Annotated in this window: 14 protein-coding genes; 7 read left to right on the top strand and 7 right to left on the bottom strand. The window is 59.2% G+C overall.

The window, feature by feature from the left end; all coding sequences use genetic code 11:
- Positions 1–190: 190 nt before the first annotated feature.
- The 5 genes from AC07Y2_RS22030 (at position 191) to AC07Y2_RS22050 (ending at position 4377) form a co-directional block, all read left to right on the top strand.
- Positions 191–997: an alkaline phosphatase family protein gene (locus AC07Y2_RS22030; protein WP_039769866.1), complete on the top strand. Its 807-nt coding sequence runs from the start codon at positions 191–193 to the stop codon at positions 995–997.
- Between the two features lie 5 nt (positions 998–1002).
- Positions 1003–1839 carry an ABC transporter permease gene (locus AC07Y2_RS22035; RefSeq protein WP_011333175.1) on the top strand — a complete coding sequence of 279 codons (837 nt, stop codon included), beginning with the start codon at positions 1003–1005 and terminating at the stop codon, positions 1837–1839.
- Positions 1826–2626, top strand: a complete 801-nt coding sequence (locus AC07Y2_RS22040) for an ABC transporter permease (RefSeq protein ID WP_039769862.1) — start codon at positions 1826–1828, stop codon at positions 2624–2626. The genes AC07Y2_RS22035 and AC07Y2_RS22040 overlap by 14 nt, the downstream gene beginning before the upstream one ends.
- Positions 2623–3612: an ABC transporter ATP-binding protein gene (locus AC07Y2_RS22045; protein ID WP_074687590.1), complete on the top strand. Its 990-nt coding sequence runs from the start codon at positions 2623–2625 to the stop codon at positions 3610–3612. Before AC07Y2_RS22040 ends, AC07Y2_RS22045 begins: the two co-directional genes overlap by 4 nt.
- Positions 3613–3723: 111 nt before the next feature.
- On the top strand, positions 3724–4377 hold the full coding sequence (locus AC07Y2_RS22050; RefSeq protein ID WP_039769860.1) for an HAD family hydrolase: 654 nt from the start codon (positions 3724–3726) through the stop codon (positions 4375–4377).
- Positions 4378–4421: 44 nt separating this feature from the next.
- On the opposite strand, the gene AC07Y2_RS22055 is transcribed toward AC07Y2_RS22050, so the two are convergent.
- Positions 4422–5384 carry a zinc-binding dehydrogenase gene (locus tag AC07Y2_RS22055; protein WP_074687589.1) on the bottom strand — a complete coding sequence of 321 codons (963 nt, stop codon included), beginning with the start codon at positions 5382–5384 and terminating at the stop codon, positions 4422–4424.
- Positions 5385–5565: 181 nt separating this feature from the next.
- On the opposite strand from AC07Y2_RS22055, the gene AC07Y2_RS22060 reads away from it, so the two are divergent.
- Together AC07Y2_RS22060 and AC07Y2_RS22065 are read left to right on the top strand one after the other, a co-directional pair.
- Positions 5566–7650: a carboxy terminal-processing peptidase gene (locus AC07Y2_RS22060; protein WP_166742345.1), complete on the top strand. Its 2085-nt coding sequence runs from the start codon at positions 5566–5568 to the stop codon at positions 7648–7650.
- Between the two features lie 134 nt (positions 7651–7784).
- Positions 7785–9575: a bifunctional diguanylate cyclase/phosphodiesterase gene (locus AC07Y2_RS22065; RefSeq protein WP_064378697.1), complete on the top strand. Its 1791-nt coding sequence runs from the start codon at positions 7785–7787 to the stop codon at positions 9573–9575.
- Positions 9576–9591: 16 nt separating this feature from the next.
- On the opposite strand, the gene AC07Y2_RS22070 is transcribed toward AC07Y2_RS22065, so the two are convergent.
- The 6 genes from AC07Y2_RS22070 to AC07Y2_RS22095 all read right to left on the bottom strand — a co-directional run bounded on the left by AC07Y2_RS22070 (position 9592) and on the right by AC07Y2_RS22095 (position 16638).
- The gene (locus AC07Y2_RS22070) at positions 9592–10008 is read right to left on the bottom strand and encodes a hypothetical protein (protein ID WP_074687588.1); all 417 of its coding nucleotides are present in this window, start codon (positions 10006–10008) and stop codon (positions 9592–9594) included.
- Between the two features lie 148 nt (positions 10009–10156).
- Positions 10157–10522 carry a hypothetical protein gene (locus AC07Y2_RS22075; RefSeq protein ID WP_074687587.1) on the bottom strand — a complete coding sequence of 122 codons (366 nt, stop codon included), beginning with the start codon at positions 10520–10522 and terminating at the stop codon, positions 10157–10159.
- 6 nt (positions 10523–10528) lie between these two features.
- Positions 10529–15295: an RHS repeat-associated core domain-containing protein gene (locus AC07Y2_RS22080; RefSeq protein ID WP_494990415.1), complete on the bottom strand. Its 4767-nt coding sequence runs from the start codon at positions 15293–15295 to the stop codon at positions 10529–10531.
- 225 nt (positions 15296–15520) lie between these two features.
- Positions 15521–15928, bottom strand: a complete 408-nt coding sequence (locus AC07Y2_RS22085) for an SEL1-like repeat protein (protein ID WP_039769853.1) — start codon at positions 15926–15928, stop codon at positions 15521–15523.
- Entirely contained in the window at positions 15929–16300 is a 372-nt protein-coding gene (locus tag AC07Y2_RS22090; protein WP_003223109.1) for a hypothetical protein, read from the bottom strand. It lies immediately after the preceding gene.
- Complete coding sequence (locus tag AC07Y2_RS22095) at positions 16297–16638, bottom strand: helix-turn-helix domain-containing protein (protein ID WP_103387436.1); 342 nt, start codon at positions 16636–16638, stop codon at positions 16297–16299. The genes AC07Y2_RS22090 and AC07Y2_RS22095 overlap by 4 nt, the downstream gene beginning before the upstream one ends.
- Between the last annotated feature and the right edge of the window lie 109 nt (positions 16639–16747).

Here is a 16747-nt window from a genome sequence, read left to right on the forward strand (position 1 = left end):
CTAGAGTCGGAATCGAGCTTTTAGTCCCGCCCACCCCTTCAAGTCTAAACATACAAGCGAGCCTGCTCGCGAATGCGCCGTCTCAGTCAACATCATCGTTGAGTGAACAACCGCCTTCGCGAGCAGGCTCGCTCCCACAGGGGATTGAGTTGATTTCGAGATATTTGAATTTCGCGGAGTTTTTGCCCCTATGAAGCACACCGTCATCCTTGTCGTGCTCGACGGCCTCAACTACGAGGTCGCGCGTCACGCCATGGGGCATCTGCAGGCTTACGTTGGCGCAGGACGCGCCGCGCTCTACCAGTTGGAGTGCGAGCTGCCGGCCCTGTCCCGACCACTTTACGAATGCATCCTCACCGGCGTGCCGCCGATCGACAGCGGCATCGTCCACAACAACGTCTCGCGCCTGTCCAACCAGCGCAGCATCTATCACTACGCCCGCGATGCCGGTCTGAAAACCGCCGCTGCGGCGTACCACTGGGTCAGTGAGCTGTACAACCGCTCGCCGTTCGTGGCGGCACGGGATCGGCATACCGATGACCCGACGCTACCGATCCAGCACGGCCACTTCTACTGGAACGATCACTACCCGGACTCGCACCTGTTCGCCGACGCGGAAAACCTGCGTCTGCGCCATGCACCGGACTTTCTGCTGATCCATCCGATGAACATCGACGACGCCGGGCACAAGCACGGCCTCGACACCCCGCAATACCGCAACAGCGCGCGCAGCGCCGACATCATCCTCGCCGACTACCTGCAAGGCTGGCTCGACGCCGGCTGCCAGGTGCTGGTGACCGCCGACCACGGCATGAACAACGACCGCTCGCACAACGGCCTGCTGCCGGAAGAGCGCCAGGTGCCGCTGTTCGTACTCGGTGATGCCTTCAGCCTGAACAGCGAAGCTGCACCCAAGCAGACCGACATCTGCGGCACCGTCTGCGAGCTGCTCGGCGTGCCCCACGACAAACCTGTGTGCCGGGAGTTGCTCAAGTGAACTCAATGACTCGCGGCAAATGGCTGGCCGCCCTGTGCCTGGTGCCTTTCGCACTGTTCTTTATCGTGTTCGAAATCGCCCCGCTGATCTGGGTGATGATCAACAGCCTGCAATCGGAAGAATTCGGTTGGGGCTTTGCCAACTTCAGCAAGATCTTCAATTCGAAGTTCTATCTGCAGGCGATCCAGTACAGCCTCGAAATCAGTTTCTGGTCGAGTGTGTTCGGCATCATCATCGCGGTGCTGGGCGCCTACTCCCTGCGCCGGGTCGACTCGAAACTGCGCAACTTCGTCAACGCCTTCGCCAACATGACCAGCAACTTTGCCGGCGTGCCCCTGGCCTTCGCGTTCATCATCCTGCTCGGCTTCAACGGCAGCATCACCATCATGCTGAAGCAGGCCGGGATCATCGAGGACTTCAACCTGTATTCGAAAACCGGGCTGATCATCCTCTACACCTACTTCCAGATTCCCCTCGGCGTCTTGCTGCTGTACCCGGCATTCGACGCCCTGCGTGAAGACTGGCGCGAATCCGCCGCACTGCTCGGCGCCGACAGCTGGCAGTTCTGGCGCCACATCGGCCTGCCGGTACTGACCCCGGCCCTGCTCGGCACCTTCGTGATCCTGCTGGCCAACGCCCTCGGCGCCTACGCCACGGTCTACGCGCTGACCACCGGCAACTTCAACGTATTGCCGATCCGGATTGCGGCGATGGTCTCCGGCGACATTTCCCTCGATCCGAACCTGGCCAGTGCCCTGGCCGTGGTGCTGGTGGCGCTGATGACCCTGGTGACCGTCGTGCATCAACTGCTGCTGAAGAGGAGCTACCATGTCTCGCGCTGAATCCGGACCGGCCGGCGTCTACCACCGCGTCGTGGTCTATCTGTTGTTCGCCATCCTGCTGCTGCCGCTGGTGGGCACGCTGATCTATTCGATCGCCAGCAGTTGGTCGGCCACCATCCTGCCCAGCGGTTTCACCTTCAAGTGGTACCTCCAGCTGTGGAGCGATCCGCGTTTTCTGCACGCCTTCGGCCAGTCGTTGCTGGTGTGCGTCGGCGCGCTGTTCCTGTCGGTGGTGCTGATCCTGCCGCTGCTGTTCGTGGTGCATTACCACTTCCCGAAACTCGATGCGCTGATGAACATCCTGATCCTGCTGCCCTTTGCGGTGCCGCCGGTGGTGTCGTCGGTGGGGCTGTTGCAGCTCTACGGTTCCGGGCCGTTCGCGATGGTCGGCACGCCGTGGATCCTGATCGGTTGCTACTTCACCGTGGCGCTGCCGTTCATGTACCGGGCGATCACCAACAACCTGCAAGCGATCAATCTGCGCGACCTGATGGACGCTGCCCAACTGCTCGGGGCCAGCACCTTTCAGGCAGCCTTCCTGGTGGTGCTGCCGAACCTGCGCAAAGGCCTGATGGTCGCGTTGCTGCTGTCGTTCTCGTTCCTGTTCGGTGAGTTCGTGTTCGCCAACATCCTGGTCGGCACCCGCTACGAGACCCTGCAGGTCTACCTCAACAACATGCGCAACAGCAGCGGCCACTTCACCAGCGCGCTGGTGATCTCCTACTTCTTTTTCGTGCTGGTCCTGACCTGGGTCGCCAACATCTTGAACAAGGACAAAAGCGAATGAGCTATGTCAGCGTCCAACACCTGCAAAAAAACTACGCCGGCACCACGGTGTTCAGCGACATCAACTGCGAAATCCAGAAGGGTGAATTCGTCACCCTGCTCGGCCCGTCCGGTTGCGGCAAATCCACCCTGCTGCGTTGCATCGCCGGGCTGACGCCGGTGGATGGCGGCAAGATTCTGCTCGATGGTGTCGACATCGTGCCGCTTACCCCGCAGAAACGCGGGATCGGCATGGTGTTCCAGAGCTACGCGCTGTTCCCCAACATGACCGTCGAACAAAACGTCGCCTTCGGCTTGCGCATGCAAAAGGTCAACACCGACGACAGCCACAAGCGAGTTGCCGAGGTGTTGAAACTGGTTGAACTCAACGATTTCGCCAGCCGCTATCCGCATCAGCTGTCCGGCGGTCAATGCCAACGTGTCGCCCTCGCCCGCTCGCTGGTGACCCGTCCGCGCCTTTTGCTGCTGGATGAACCGCTGTCGGCCCTTGATGCGCGGATTCGCAAACACCTGCGCGAACAGATCCGTCAGATCCAGCGCGAACTCGGCCTGACCACGATTTTCGTCACTCACGATCAGGAAGAAGCCCTGACCATGTCTGACCGGATTTTCCTGATGAATCAGGGAAAGATCGTACAAAGCGGCGATGCCGAAACCCTCTACACCGCGCCCGTCGACGTATTCGCCGCCGGCTTCATCGGCAACTACAACCTGCTGGATGCCGAGAGTGCGTCGAAGCTGTTGCAACGGCCGATCAACCACCGCATCGCGATTCGCCCGGAGGCCATCGAACTCAGCCTCAACGGGGAGCCCGACGCGCAAATCCGCAGCCACAGCCTGCTGGGCAACGTGATTCGCTACCGCGTCGAAGCCCGGGGCGTGGAACTGGTAGTGGATGTGCTCAACCGCTCGGCGGCGGATCTGCATCCCGACGGTCAGCGCCTGTCACTTTCCATCGATCCCACCGCCCTGTGTGAGGTAGCTTGAAAACAGCTGCAAGCTGCGAGCTACAAGCTTCAAGCTGTAGACTGCGGCATACCTGATTCCAATTCTTGCTGCTCGAAGCTTGTAGCTTGCAGCTGTTCTCGGAGAGAACCGATGGCTCTGGCAATTTTTGATCTGGACGACACCCTGATCCACGGCGACTGCGCCACCCTCTGGTGCGAGCAGATGGGGCGCCTGGGCTGGGTCGATCCTGAGTCGTTCATGCGCAGGAACAACGAGCTGATGGACGCCTACAGCCATGGCAAGTTGCGCATGGAAGACTATATGGACTTCAGCCTCGAACCGATGATCGGGCGTACCCCGGAGGAGGTCGAGCATCTGGTCGGGCCTTGGGTGGAAGACTTCATCGAGCCGATCATCTTCAGCGACGCCACCAAGACCATCGCTGCTCATCGCAAGGCCGGCGACCGGATCCTGGTGATCTCGGCCTCGGGCACGCACCTGGTCAAACCCATCGCCGAGCGACTGGGCATCGACGAGGTCCTGGCAATCGAGCTGGAAGTGGCGCACGGCGTATTCAGCGGCCACACCGTGGGCACCCTGACCTACCGCGAAGGCAAGATCACCCGTCTGCTGGAATGGCTGGATGCCGAAGAGGAAAACCTTGAGGGCGCGAGTTTCTATTCCGACTCACGCAATGATCTGCCGCTGCTGTTGAAAGTGGATTACCCACATGTGGTCAACCCGGATCCGGTACTGCTGGCAGAGGCCGAGAAATCCGGCTGGCCGATCCACCTCTGGAAATAGGCAATTGGCTTGTGGGAGCAGCCTGCTCCCACAACCGTCGATGATCAGCTCAGGCTTTCGTCGATCACCAGCACCAACTTCCCTGCCACCGTGTTGCTCGCCAGCTCGGCGAAGGCAGCCTCGGCATCCTTGATCGGGAACGTCCTGGCCAGTTGCGGCTTCAGGCGACCTTCGGAAAACAGCGGCCACACGTGCTGGCTCAGATCGCTGAACAGATCCGCCTTGAACTGATCGTCACGGCTGCGTAGGGTCGAACCCAGCAGTTGCACGCGCTTGGCCAGCACCTGGGCCAGATCCAGTTTTGCCTCGCGGCCGCCCATCAGGCCGATCAGCACCCAGCGTCCGTCCTGCGCCATCAGCTTGAGATTCAATGCCGAATAGTTGCCGCCCACCGGATCCAGAATCACATCGAACGGCCCGAAATCCCGCAGGCTTTCCAGGTCGTCGGTGCGCACCACCCCGCCCTGAGCACCCAGCGATTCGCAATAGACCAAGCGCTCCGCCGAACCGACGCTGACCCAGCACGGATTGCCGAAAGCCTTGCACAGTTGAATGGCGGCCGAGCCGATGCCACTGGCTCCGGCGTGCAGAAGAATTTTCTCACCCGGTTTGAGCGCCGCAAGTTGAAACACATTCAGCCAGACGGTCGCGTACACCTCGGGCAAGCCAGCGGCCTCGATCAGGGATACACCTTCCGGAACCGGCAGCACATGCCGTCCGTCGACGACCACTTCTTCGGCCATCCCGCCCCCGGCCAGCAAGGCGCAGACCCGGTCACCGACCTGCCAGGACGATCCTGCACCGACCTCGCTGATCACCCCGGAACACTCAAGACCCAGCACCTGGCTGGCACCCGGAGGGGGTGGATAAAGTCCTGCTTTCTGTAATAAATCCGCGCGATTGAGGCCCGCTGCCGCCACCCGGATGCGAACTTGTCCTACATCGCATGTAGGACTTGGTTCATCAACCCATGCCACTTGACCTTCAACGCCTTGCAATGCCTTCACAGTGCCTCCATAGTGAGTCTGGACTGAGCCCGAAGCTGTAGCGCCGGGCTTTTTGCATTATGCGACCGGCCCTGGGGTCTGAACGAACGCTGAACAGCAGTTATCGTACAGAGCGTAGCGGTACCGGCGACTTCAAAGACGGCCTAATATGCGTTATCAATTGTCCCCGCGTCGAATCAGCATGAAGCATCTGCTCCCCAGCACCGCCCTCGCTCTTTTCATCGGTATCGGTCTGTTGCCGGTGTCGGGCACCACATTCGCAGCCAACAGCTGGGACAAGTTACAGCCTGATCGCGACGAAGTGATCGCCAGTCTGAACGTCGTCGAGTTGCTCAAGCGTCATCACTACAGCAAGCCGCCGCTCGACGATGCGCGCTCGGTGATCATCTACGACAGCTACATCAAGCTGCTCGACCCGTCGCGCAGCTATTTCATGGCCAGCGACATCGCCGAATTCGACAAGTGGAAGACCCAGTTCGACGACTTCCTCAAGAGCGGCGACCTCAACGCCGGGTTCACCATCTACAAGCGCTACCTGGACCGCGTGAAGGCGCGTCTGGACTTCGCCCTTGCCGAGCTGAACAAAGGCGTCGACAAGATGGACTTCACCACCAGGGAAACCTTGCTGATCGATCGCAAGGACGCTCCGTGGCTCAAGTCCACCGCCGAACTCGATGACCTGTGGCGCAAACGCGTCAAGGACGAAGTGCTGCGGCAGAAGATCGCCGGCAAAGAGCCGAAGCAGATCCAGGAAACCCTGACCAAGCGCTACAAGAATCAACTGGCGCGTCTGGACCAGACCCGCGCCGAAGACATCTTCCAGGCGTACATCAACACCTTCGCCATGTCTTACGATCCGCACACCAACTATCTGTCGCCGGATAACGCGGAGAACTTCGACATCAACATGAGCCTGTCCCTCGAGGGCATCGGCGCCGTGTTGCAGAGCGACAACGACCAGGTGAAAGTCGTGCGTCTGGTACCGGCAGGCCCGGCCGACAAGACCAAGCAGGTTGCTCCGGCCGACAAGATCATCGGCGTTGCCCAGGGCAACAAAGAGATGGTCGACGTGGTTGGCTGGCGTCTGGACGAAGTGGTCAAACTGATCCGTGGCCCGAAAGGCACCGTGGTGCGTCTGGAAGTCATCCCGGCCAGCAATGCGCCGAACGACCAGACCAGCAAGATCGTGCCGATCACCCGTGAAGCGGTGAAGCTAGAAGACCAGGCCGTGAAGAAGTCCGTGCTGAACCTGAAACAGGACGGCAAGGACTACAAGCTCGGCGTGATCGAGATTCCGGCGTTCTACCTCGACTTCAAGGCCTTCCGTGCCGGCGATCCGGACTACAAGAGCACCACGCGCGACGTCAAGAAGCTGCTGACCGAACTGCAGAAAGAGAAAGTCGACGGCGTGGTGATCGACCTGCGCAACAACGGCGGCGGCTCCCTGCAGGAAGCCACCGAGCTGACCAGCCTGTTCATCGACAAAGGCCCTACCGTGCTCGTGCGTAACGCCGATGGCCGGGTCGATGTGCTTGAAGATGAAAACCCGGGCGCGTTCTACAAAGGCCCGATGGCGCTGCTGGTCAACCGTCTGTCCGCCTCGGCTTCGGAGATCTTCGCCGGCGCCATGCAGGACTATCACCGTGCGCTGATCATCGGTGGCCAGACCTTCGGCAAAGGCACCGTGCAGACCATCCAGCCGCTGAACCACGGCGAACTGAAACTCACCCTGGCCAAGTTCTACCGGGTTTCCGGCCAGAGCACCCAGCATCAGGGCGTACTGCCGGACATCGATTACCCGTCGATCATCGACACCAAGGAAATCGGCGAAAGCGCCCTGCCGGAAGCCATGCCGTGGGACACCATCCGCGCAGCGATCAAACCGGCGAGCGATCCGTTCAAGCCGTACCTGGCCCAGCTGAAATCCGAGCATGACAGCCGTTCCGCCAAGGACGCGGAGTTTGTGTTCATCCGTGACAAGCTGGCCCTGGCGCAGAAGCTGCTGGAAGAAAAAACCGTCAGCCTCAATGAAGCCGAACGCCGTGCCCAGCACGCCGACATCGACGCCAAGCAACTGGCGATGGAGAACATCCGTCGCAAGGCCAAAGGCGAAGAACCGCTCAAAGAGCTGAAGAAAGAAGACGATGACGCCCTGGCGGCCGCCGAGCCGGACAAGGTCAAACCGGAAGACGACGCCTACCTGAGCGAGACCGGGCGCGTGTTGCTGGATTACCTGAAGCTGAGCAACCAGGTCGCAAAGAAGTAAGGTGATGGCAATTTAATGCTGACGATCCCCGGATCGTCATCAAACAGTCATCATTCTGTCGTGCAATAAAGGACTGGGAGCGGTTCTCTTCATCGAGAACGCTCCCAGTCCTTTTTTTATCGCCAGAGATTGCCATGACCACGACCGAACAGCTGAGTGCCTTGAGCTCGATCCTGACTCAAAGCGGATTACACAGCCTGTTCCAGCCGATCATTTGCCTCTCCGAACGGCGCATTCTCGGCTACGAAGCCCTGACCCGCGGCCCGTCCAACAGCCCGCTGCACTCCCCCATCGCCCTGTTCGCCGTGGCCCGCCAGGCCGGACGCTTGAGTGAACTGGAAATCGCCTGCCGCCAAAGTGCCTGTCGTCGTTTCAACGAACAGCAATTACCAGGCAAGCTGTTTCTCAACGTCTCTCCGGAATCCCTGCTCGAAGCGGCGCACCAACCGGGGCGTACGCTGCAATTGCTGCAGGACTTTGGCATCCCGCCGAGCCAGGTGGTCATCGAACTTACCGAACAGACGCCGATCGATGATTTCCAGTTGCTGCAGACCGCACTGCATCACTATCGGGCGATGGGGTTTTCGATTGCCCTCGATGATCTTGGCGCCGGTTATTCGAGCCTGCGTCTGTGGTCGGAGTTGCGGCCGGATTACGTGAAGATCGACCGGCACTTCATCGACGGCATTCATCAGGATGCATTGAAACGCGAGTTTGTCGGATCGATCCTGCAAATCGCCAAGGCCTCGCGTGCGCAGGTAATCGCCGAAGGCATCGAGCTGCCGGAAGAACTGGCAGTGCTGACCGAGATGGGGGTGGATCTGGTGCAGGGCTACCTGCTCGGCCGTCCTCAGGAACACCCGCCGCGCGATGCCCGCGCCTTGATGCCCAAGCACGACAGCAGCGCCGTGGCGCTGAACGATGAAGGCAGCGATCTCAGCGCCCTGCTCAACGATCAACCCGCCGTGAATCGCGACACACCGACCGCCACCGTACTGGAGGCTTTCCGCCGCCAGGCCAACCTCAACTCGCTGGCGGTGCTCGATGAACAGGGCCAACCGTGCGGCATCGTTCATCGTCACTCGTTGTCCGATGCGCTGCTCAAACCCTTTGCCACCGACCTGTTCGCCCGCAAACCGATCAGCCGCCTGATGAACGACGACTTCCTCGCCGTGGAAATGAGCCAGTCGCTGCAACAGGTCAGCCGCCTGATCACCAGCCGCGCCCGCCAACGCATCGAAGAGGATTTCATCATCACCCTCAACGGCAGCTACCTGGGCCTGGGCCGGGTGATTGACGTGCTCAAACTGATCACCGAACTGAAAATCCAGCAGGCCCGCTATGCCAATCCGCTGACCTTGCTGCCGGGGAATGTGCCGATTCAGCAATGTTTGACGAGGTTGCTGCAGCAGGGGCGCGAGTCGGTCATTTGCTATGTCGACATCGACAGTTTCAAACCCTTTAACGATATCTACGGGTATGGACGTGGGGATGAGGTGCTGCTGTGTCTGGCGCAATGCCTCAACGAACGCGTCGACCCGTCTCGCGACTTTGTCGGGCATATTGGAGGGGACGATTTTCTGTTGGTGCTCGGCCCGGAGGATTGGCGCAAACGACTTAACCAGTTGCTGGATGATTTCCAGAGCCAATGCCGACGGTTTTATCGTCCCGAACACCTTGAGGCTGGGTGTTTTGTTGCGCCTAACCGCCAGGGTATACGACAGGAGTTTCCGTTGCTGTCACTGTCCATTGGCGTGGTGCATTTGCATCCTGAAGCGTGTGCACAACTGGATGCGAGTCAGTTGGCAGAGATGGCTTCGCAGGCGAAGCATCATGCGAAGAATGTTCCGGGGTATAGCGTGCATGTTATCGATAGCATACGTGCGCTACCTTTTAACGAGGCGCTCGTTTCAGGTCATCGCTGATTTAAAGGCTCGATAACTACCATGTTGACCGATCCTCTCCAGCGGCTTTCGCAAGATCCTCCCTCCAAGCTTCCTTCGCAAACTTATAGATATCCTGGAAGAAGCCGCGTGGATCTTCTAGAGAGTACCATTCTCCCCGCGGCCAACTTGCTGCTTCGTATTCATCGACCTCGAATAGCTCTTGAAAGTCATAATTTTGCTCCAAGAGCAGCAACTCCAAACTTTCAACTAGCACTAGCTTATGCCTATAGGAAAGGTATGGCAGATTAAGACAATACTTCCTGATAAGAAGCTCTCTATCAGCGGAATCATTAGGATTGTAAACCTCGAGTTCCGCACCTCGAGTTTCCTCCCGATCATAAACGTCGAAAACGCCTATAAACCACATCAAATCCGGTTCAAACTTTTCATTTAAATATGGATCTTTCAACATCACTTCACCACGATCGGAAACGTGGCGAACTAACTTTGGTTAAATAAATTAGCTCCAAAAATTTTCACCATCATTATAAAAACCAAATAAAACAACCATTCTACCAAAAACCCAAAACATATAAAAACCTCAAGCCTAGAATGTAATTCTAGAAATTTTTAACTTTACCTATCTCAGCCTGATATAAGGAAAGACATTCTAGCAACACGCGCATAAAGCCACGCCCATCGACTATCTCGTCAGAAAATAAAAAACTCCTCTTTTCCAAAACCTCAACAAATGTTTCTCCCCTTTCCAAATAATAGGAAATCGTATCAATTATCCAACACCTATCCGATTCAGAGTACCCAACAAATTCCGGTTTCAGAACAGCATCAAAAACCCTAATCAAATCAGAAGAGTCATTTACATCAGCCAGACATATCAGTTCTTCAACGGCCCCTTCATGAGGATAGTCAATGTCAAAAACAAATAGAAAGCCAGGCAAAATTGAAAGTTTTGGATTAGGTTTCATTTGATATCAATCCACATAAGCTGTTATAGCCTCACCATGACTATCGAGTATAACAACAGTTCTTGTTGGCTCTATATATTCCACTTGTTTCCCCCTATACCCCTCCCCTACCTTTCTTCCCATTTCCACTGGGAGCGATGAGAGCGATAGACTCCCAGTCCGTCGGAAAATTAATTTAGCACGATTAATTGCATTCAATTGATCCCTATGACTCATAAATTTAGTTGCAGCTCGCGGAATGCTTGGCTCCATAAGCTTAGTTTTTTTATTTAATTTCATCTCAACTTTACCCGTAGTAGGGTTTTTAGCATATAGCAGACGTTCTTGCTGCGAAGCAAGAGTGGTTTGGGCGCCATGTTTTTGTAAAAAGTGAGATTTTTTGTTAGCGCTCTCCATTTGTTTCAACTCTTTTAATGCAATATTTTCTGCTAACTCATCAATTCTCGCCCTCCGCTCCTGCGCAGTCATCTTCGGTAGCGCTGGCTCCCCCTCATCAACAACCGAACCACTCACCCCATCTGGAACGGGACATCCCGGCTTGTTCGGCGGCGGACAATTGGACGTCAACCCCAACGGATCCACCCACCCCGTCGGATTCGGCACGTACCGGTACTGATTCAACCCACCCGCCAGCTTCACCGGATCCGGCGTCAGGTACCGGCCCACGTCCGGGTCGTAATACCGGTGTCGGTTGTAATGCAGTCCGCTTTCGTCATCGAAGTACTGCCCCTGAAAGCGCAGCGGCTGGTTCAGGTAGTCTTCGGTTGCGAGCTCCAGCGAGGTGACCTTGCCGTAGGCGCTGTATTTGGCCGACCAGACGATCTCGCCGCTGTAGTCGGTCAACTCCTGCGGGGTGCCGAGGTGGTCGAGCTGGTAGTAGAACGGGCAGGCGCGTTTCGGGCCTTTGCCGTCGAGCATCGCCAGCGGGCGGAAGGTGCCGGGTTCGTAGATGAAGCTGCGGTGTTGGGTCGGGCTGCTTTCGGCGATCAGGTGGTCGCCTTGCCAGAAAAACTCGGTGGTCTGGCCGTTGACGGTCTTGCGGATGCGCCGGCCGAAGGCGTCGTATTGGTAGGTGGCGCTGCTGCCGTCGGGGCGGGTCAGGCCGATCAGGCGGTGCTGGCTGTCGTAGCGGTATTCGGTGACGAGGGTTTGCGCGCGGCCGCGGCGTTCGCGGATCAGATTGCCGAAGGCGTCGTAGTCGTAGTGCCGGTCGCCCTGCATCCGCAGGCGATTGCCGTTGATCTGTGTCGGGCCCGGGCGGTCCTGCATCAGCAGGTTGCCGGCCGGGTCGTGGGCAAAGTTTTCCGGCACATCGTCGCGGGTGTGGCGCACGCGGATCAGCCGGTCGAGGGCGTCGTAGGTGTAGCTGCGCTGGCCGTGGCGGGTGTCGGCGATGTGTTCGAGGTTGCCGTTGGCGCTGTAGGCAAAGTCGCGGCGGTACAGCGCACTGCGCTGATGGCCTACGGCGTGGGCGCGTAAGCGGCCCTGTTCGTCGTAGGCATATTCGCTGAGCAGCAGGCCTTGCTGGCGTTGCTGTTCGCGGCCGTGCTGGTAGACGTGGCGGGTCAGCAAGGCGCCGTTGAGGTCGATCGCGGTCAGCGCACCGCCCTTGGCATAGTGATAATCGAGCTTGCTGTTGTCCGGCAGACGCATGCGAGTCAGTTGGCCGCAGGCGTCGTAGGTGTAACGCAAGGTGCCCCAGCCCTGATGCTCGCGCACCAGCCGGTCCTGCAGGTCGTATTCGAAAGCCAGCGGGTGATCCTGGCCGTCATCCACGCCGACCAAACGGCCTAAACGGTCATAGCGGTAGCTGACCTCGACCCCGTCCGGCAGGGTCTTGAGCAGCAATCGCCCGGCGCTGTCGCGCTGGTAAGTGGTGACCAGCGTCGAGCCGTCGTCGCCATACTCGGTCTTTTCCAGCAGATGACCGTTGCGGTCGTAGACATACGCCGTACGCCGGCCATCGAAGCCGGTTTCCTGTCGGATCAGTCCGGTGGGCGTGTAGTCCAGCCGGTACTTTTCGCCCGACTCGTTTTCGATTTCCGTCAGCAGCAGCTGCGCATGGTCGTAGCGGTACCGGAGTTGCGTGCCGTCGGGGTTGATCCGCCGGCTGACCAAATGCAGGTCATCGTCATATTCGTAGCGGGTGATGCGCCCCAGTTCATCGCGTTCGGCGGTGATCTGGCCGTAGGCGCTGTAGGACCAGGCGCGGGTGGCGCCATTCGGCGAGGTGGTCTGGATCAGCCGGCCAACGGCATCCCATGCATGACGGGTGACCGCGCCATGCTCGTCCTGCGCCGTAATCCGCCGCCCTAGCGCATCGTAGGAAAACTTGCGAACCCCACCGTCCGGCAGACTTTCTTCGACCAGTTGGCCCAGGTCGTTCCACACGAACACATGCCGACCCGAATCCGGATAACGGACCGACAGCAACCGCCCCTGCGGGTCGTAGTGGTAATGGGTGACATGGCCGTCCGGATCGACCGCCTCGGTGATATCCCCTTGGGCATTACGCCGGTAGGTCCACACCGCATCGCCACGTGAGCGGCTGTGCAGGAAACCGTTGCGGTACTCGTAGGACGTCGGCGCATCGTCCGGCGGAATCAGCGCGATCAGCCGTCCGGCATCGTCGTAGCGGTATTCGGTGACCGCCCCCAGCGCATCCTGCTCGGCGACCAATCGGCCCTGCGCGTCGTAGGCCTTGAGCTGTTCGCCACCATCGGCGGCGACCTGACGCACCAGCCGCGCCGTAACGTCGTGGACGTAGGTTTCTTCAGTGCCGTCGACGTACTGCACCGTGACACGGCCGGCGTCATCCCAGACGTAACGCGTATCCATCTGCGAAAACGACGCCCAGTGCCGCACGCAGCGCGCCGCTTTGCCGGCACGCTCCCATTCCCAGAAGAAACTCGCACCGCCGGCCAGCTGCCGTTGCAGGATGACGTGCTGGTCGTCGTAGTCGTAACGCTCAGTCTCGCCGACGGCGTTGGACGCCTCGATCAATCGATGGCGGGCATCAAAGCGGTAGCTGACCAGCGTCTGCTCGGTACGCCAGGCAGACTCCCGAAAAACCTGATAATCGACCGCGACCAGATGCGCCCGCTCATAGCGCAGCAACAGGGAACGACCGGCCCCGTTATCGAGGCGCTCAACGCGATCCAGACGATCCCGCGTAATACGCAACCGGTTACCGTACGCATCGCTGACCGCCGTCAGACGCCCAACCCGAAAGTGATAAAACCGCGCCGCGTCCCCCGCCAGCGCAACAATCAACTCCTCCGGCTCATCCCCGAGAAAGATCGCCGCCCGCGACAAGCTGTTGTGAATGGCCGGCCGCTCGACATTCGGCAGCGGAAACCGCGTCCGCCGGTTCTCATGGTCGACCCAGACCACCGAAGCGCCATCAATCTCCAGCCGATGCGCCAGCGAGTGACTCCAGCCAAACCCCAGCCCAACATCAATCTCGGCCGCGCTGCTGCGGTACAACCGGCTGAACTCAAATGGAAGCAGCCCATCGAGCACACCATCGGTCAGCGTTAGCAGCTCTTCACCGGTGACCATCGAAACCGGACAGCCATTGGTGCAGGTCCTCGGTGCACAATCGGCACTGTCACCGTTGGGGTTCTTCGCCTGATCTGGCGTGTCGTCGTGGTGCTCGTCTTTTTTCAGGGAAGCATTACGCCGGGCATCCCAGCGCAATTGCATGCGGCCCTTTTTCACCCCGGCGGCGATGCCTCGTGCGGCGACGGTTTTGTACTGGTTCACGTAGCCGATGAAGGTGCTGACGATGCCGAACATCGCCTTCACCAGGCGCGTCACCGCCGACAGCAACTGAGCGCCACGCTCCGCCAGACGCAAGGTCAGATACGCAATCCCCGCCCCGGCACCGACAAAGGTCAGCACAACGCCGATCAACACATCGATCAGCAGTTGCACCACCACCATCGAGACGGCCTCGGCGGTTTTCCCGGCAATTTCATTAGGTGGCAGCATCTCCAGCCAGAGGCTGGCGGTACGCAGCAACAGACACAGCGCCGCCTCGTCACTGACGAGCAGTTGGAGCTGCTCCATCTTTTCGGGCATCGATACCGCGAACTCGGCCAACGCTGTCGCGCTGTCTCCCAGACGACCACCAAACTCGAGCGGATTCTTGAGAATCTCCGACAACAACCCGATGCTGTCCCACACTCCCTCGATCGCCGCCCAGCTCCCGGCCAGCATGCCGTTCCCGGCTGCTGTGGCCACCGACTGCGACCATTGCGGCTTGAATCTCTGCCACTCGCTGCGCAGCCAGCCATCCAGCTGCCGAGTCAGGCCATCGTAGGATTCGAAAAGCGCATCAACCTGCTGCTCGCTGGCCTCGCCGTGCACCACTACCCGATAAAACTTGCCCGCCTCACCGGTGAACACCCCCTTGCCCTGAGCATCGAGGGTGACCGACTTGACTGCGCCGCCCTCCACCGCCACCACATCGACAACGATGTCACCCAACGGAATGTCGTAGGCCGACTCGAACTTGCTTTCGATCTCCATCGGCCCGGATTTCGGGCATTGCACGACCGCAGAAAAGAAGCGGTTGTCGTCAATCGCGACTGCCGTGCTGTGCTCGCCGAAACGGATGATCCGCTCCATCCCCATCAGCGAAGGCAGATCGGCCGCATGACTGACGCCGTCTGCCGAGCGACTGAGCCAGTGCTTCAGCTGTTCGCGATAGAGATCGAGGGTGCGGGGAAAGCTGTCGAGTTCTTGCTCGATGCGGGTGACGGCATCCATCAGCGCATTCCCATGCGCATGGCGAAACGAAAAACCGGGTCGAACATATGCGTTCCCTCGCGCAAAAATCAGGCGAGGGACTTTGCGGGGGATCAAACAGAAAAGAAGTCAGGCGAGTAGGCAGAGGATGTAGGAGAAGTCTGTAACTGATTTTTATCGAATTGCAGACGCAAAAACGGGGCGGGAGGTTTCCCTCACGCCCCGTTCACAGAACAGATGATTTGCTTATTGAGAGGCGTCTCGGCCGGCCAGCTCTTTCAACTTGAGCTCCGCCAACGGATGCCCGGCCCTAGCGGCCATGGTCCACCAGCGAGCGGCTTCCGAAGGATCCGGCGCTTTGCTCGGTGTACCTGCAAGACTGATGACACCGACTTGATACGCCGCCTTGCCATCCCCGGCCAGCGCCGCCAGTCGCAGCAACCGAACACCTTCCTCACGTGCGCCCAGGCCAACCCCGCGAAACGTCAGGATGTGCCCGTAAAAGCTTTGCGCGCCGACATCGCCCAGATTGGCCATGCGCGCAAACTGCCCTTCGAGCCAGCGCCAGCCGCGGGGCTGACGAACAAACCACGACCAGTGAAACAGCCTACGGGCCAGCCAGTAACTTGCCCGCGCCTTGAGTCGTAAAAACACTCAGGCCTCCGCCGATTCCGGGTATTCGTACTCAAACACCCGTACCACTTCCGAGGCATGCCAGGAGGCGGCGGCAACACCGTCGGACGGCCCGGAAAAACGCCCCAGACGCTCGACACACTCAAAGAAACCGGTGCGTGGCAGACGACTGGCACCCTGGCTGATCACCAGCGAGCTGCGCAACGGTTGTTCGGCTTTCGCGTCCAGTGCGGCGAGATGCTCCAGTGCTGCAGTCAATGTCTGCATGGCCGGCGTGGGCAGTTGCAGACGTTCAAGCAAGGCTCGATAAGTCAAAAGATGGCGCTGCCTGCGCGCCTGATCCAGTTCCCCCAGCAATCCGTCCCAATGTTGACGACTGATGCGTACGCTCACGATTGTTCCCTCCACCCTGGCACCGTCAACTCCCAGGCCAGGCTGCGGCGAATCGCGGCGTTGGGCAGACGCTCGCCACTTTCAATCATGGCCAGGTAAGACGGGCTGATGCCTACCGTGCGGGCCAGCGCCTCAATGGCGATGCCCTTCCCTTCGCGCAAACTGCGTAACTGATCCAGACCTGGAAGAATCGGGTCCGGGGTTGCCGCAAGCGGCTCTGGAGCCGGTTGCGACGGTGCTTCATTGATGCCTGCTGCTTTCAGTAGAGCCTGATACTGAGCCCATGGCAGAACCGCATATTCGGGCTCGCCATCGCGTGCAATTATCTGAATATCCATGACTACCCCGTAGGACAACAACACTTAGCGAGTCGGCACTTTTCCCTAGAAGTGTAATCCTAACAGCGGCCAAGGTCGTGGGGGGTATCTATCTCTGTACGAGGCTGTC

Source organism: Pseudomonas sp. GW456-12-1-14-TSB6 (genome assembly GCF_059424205.1).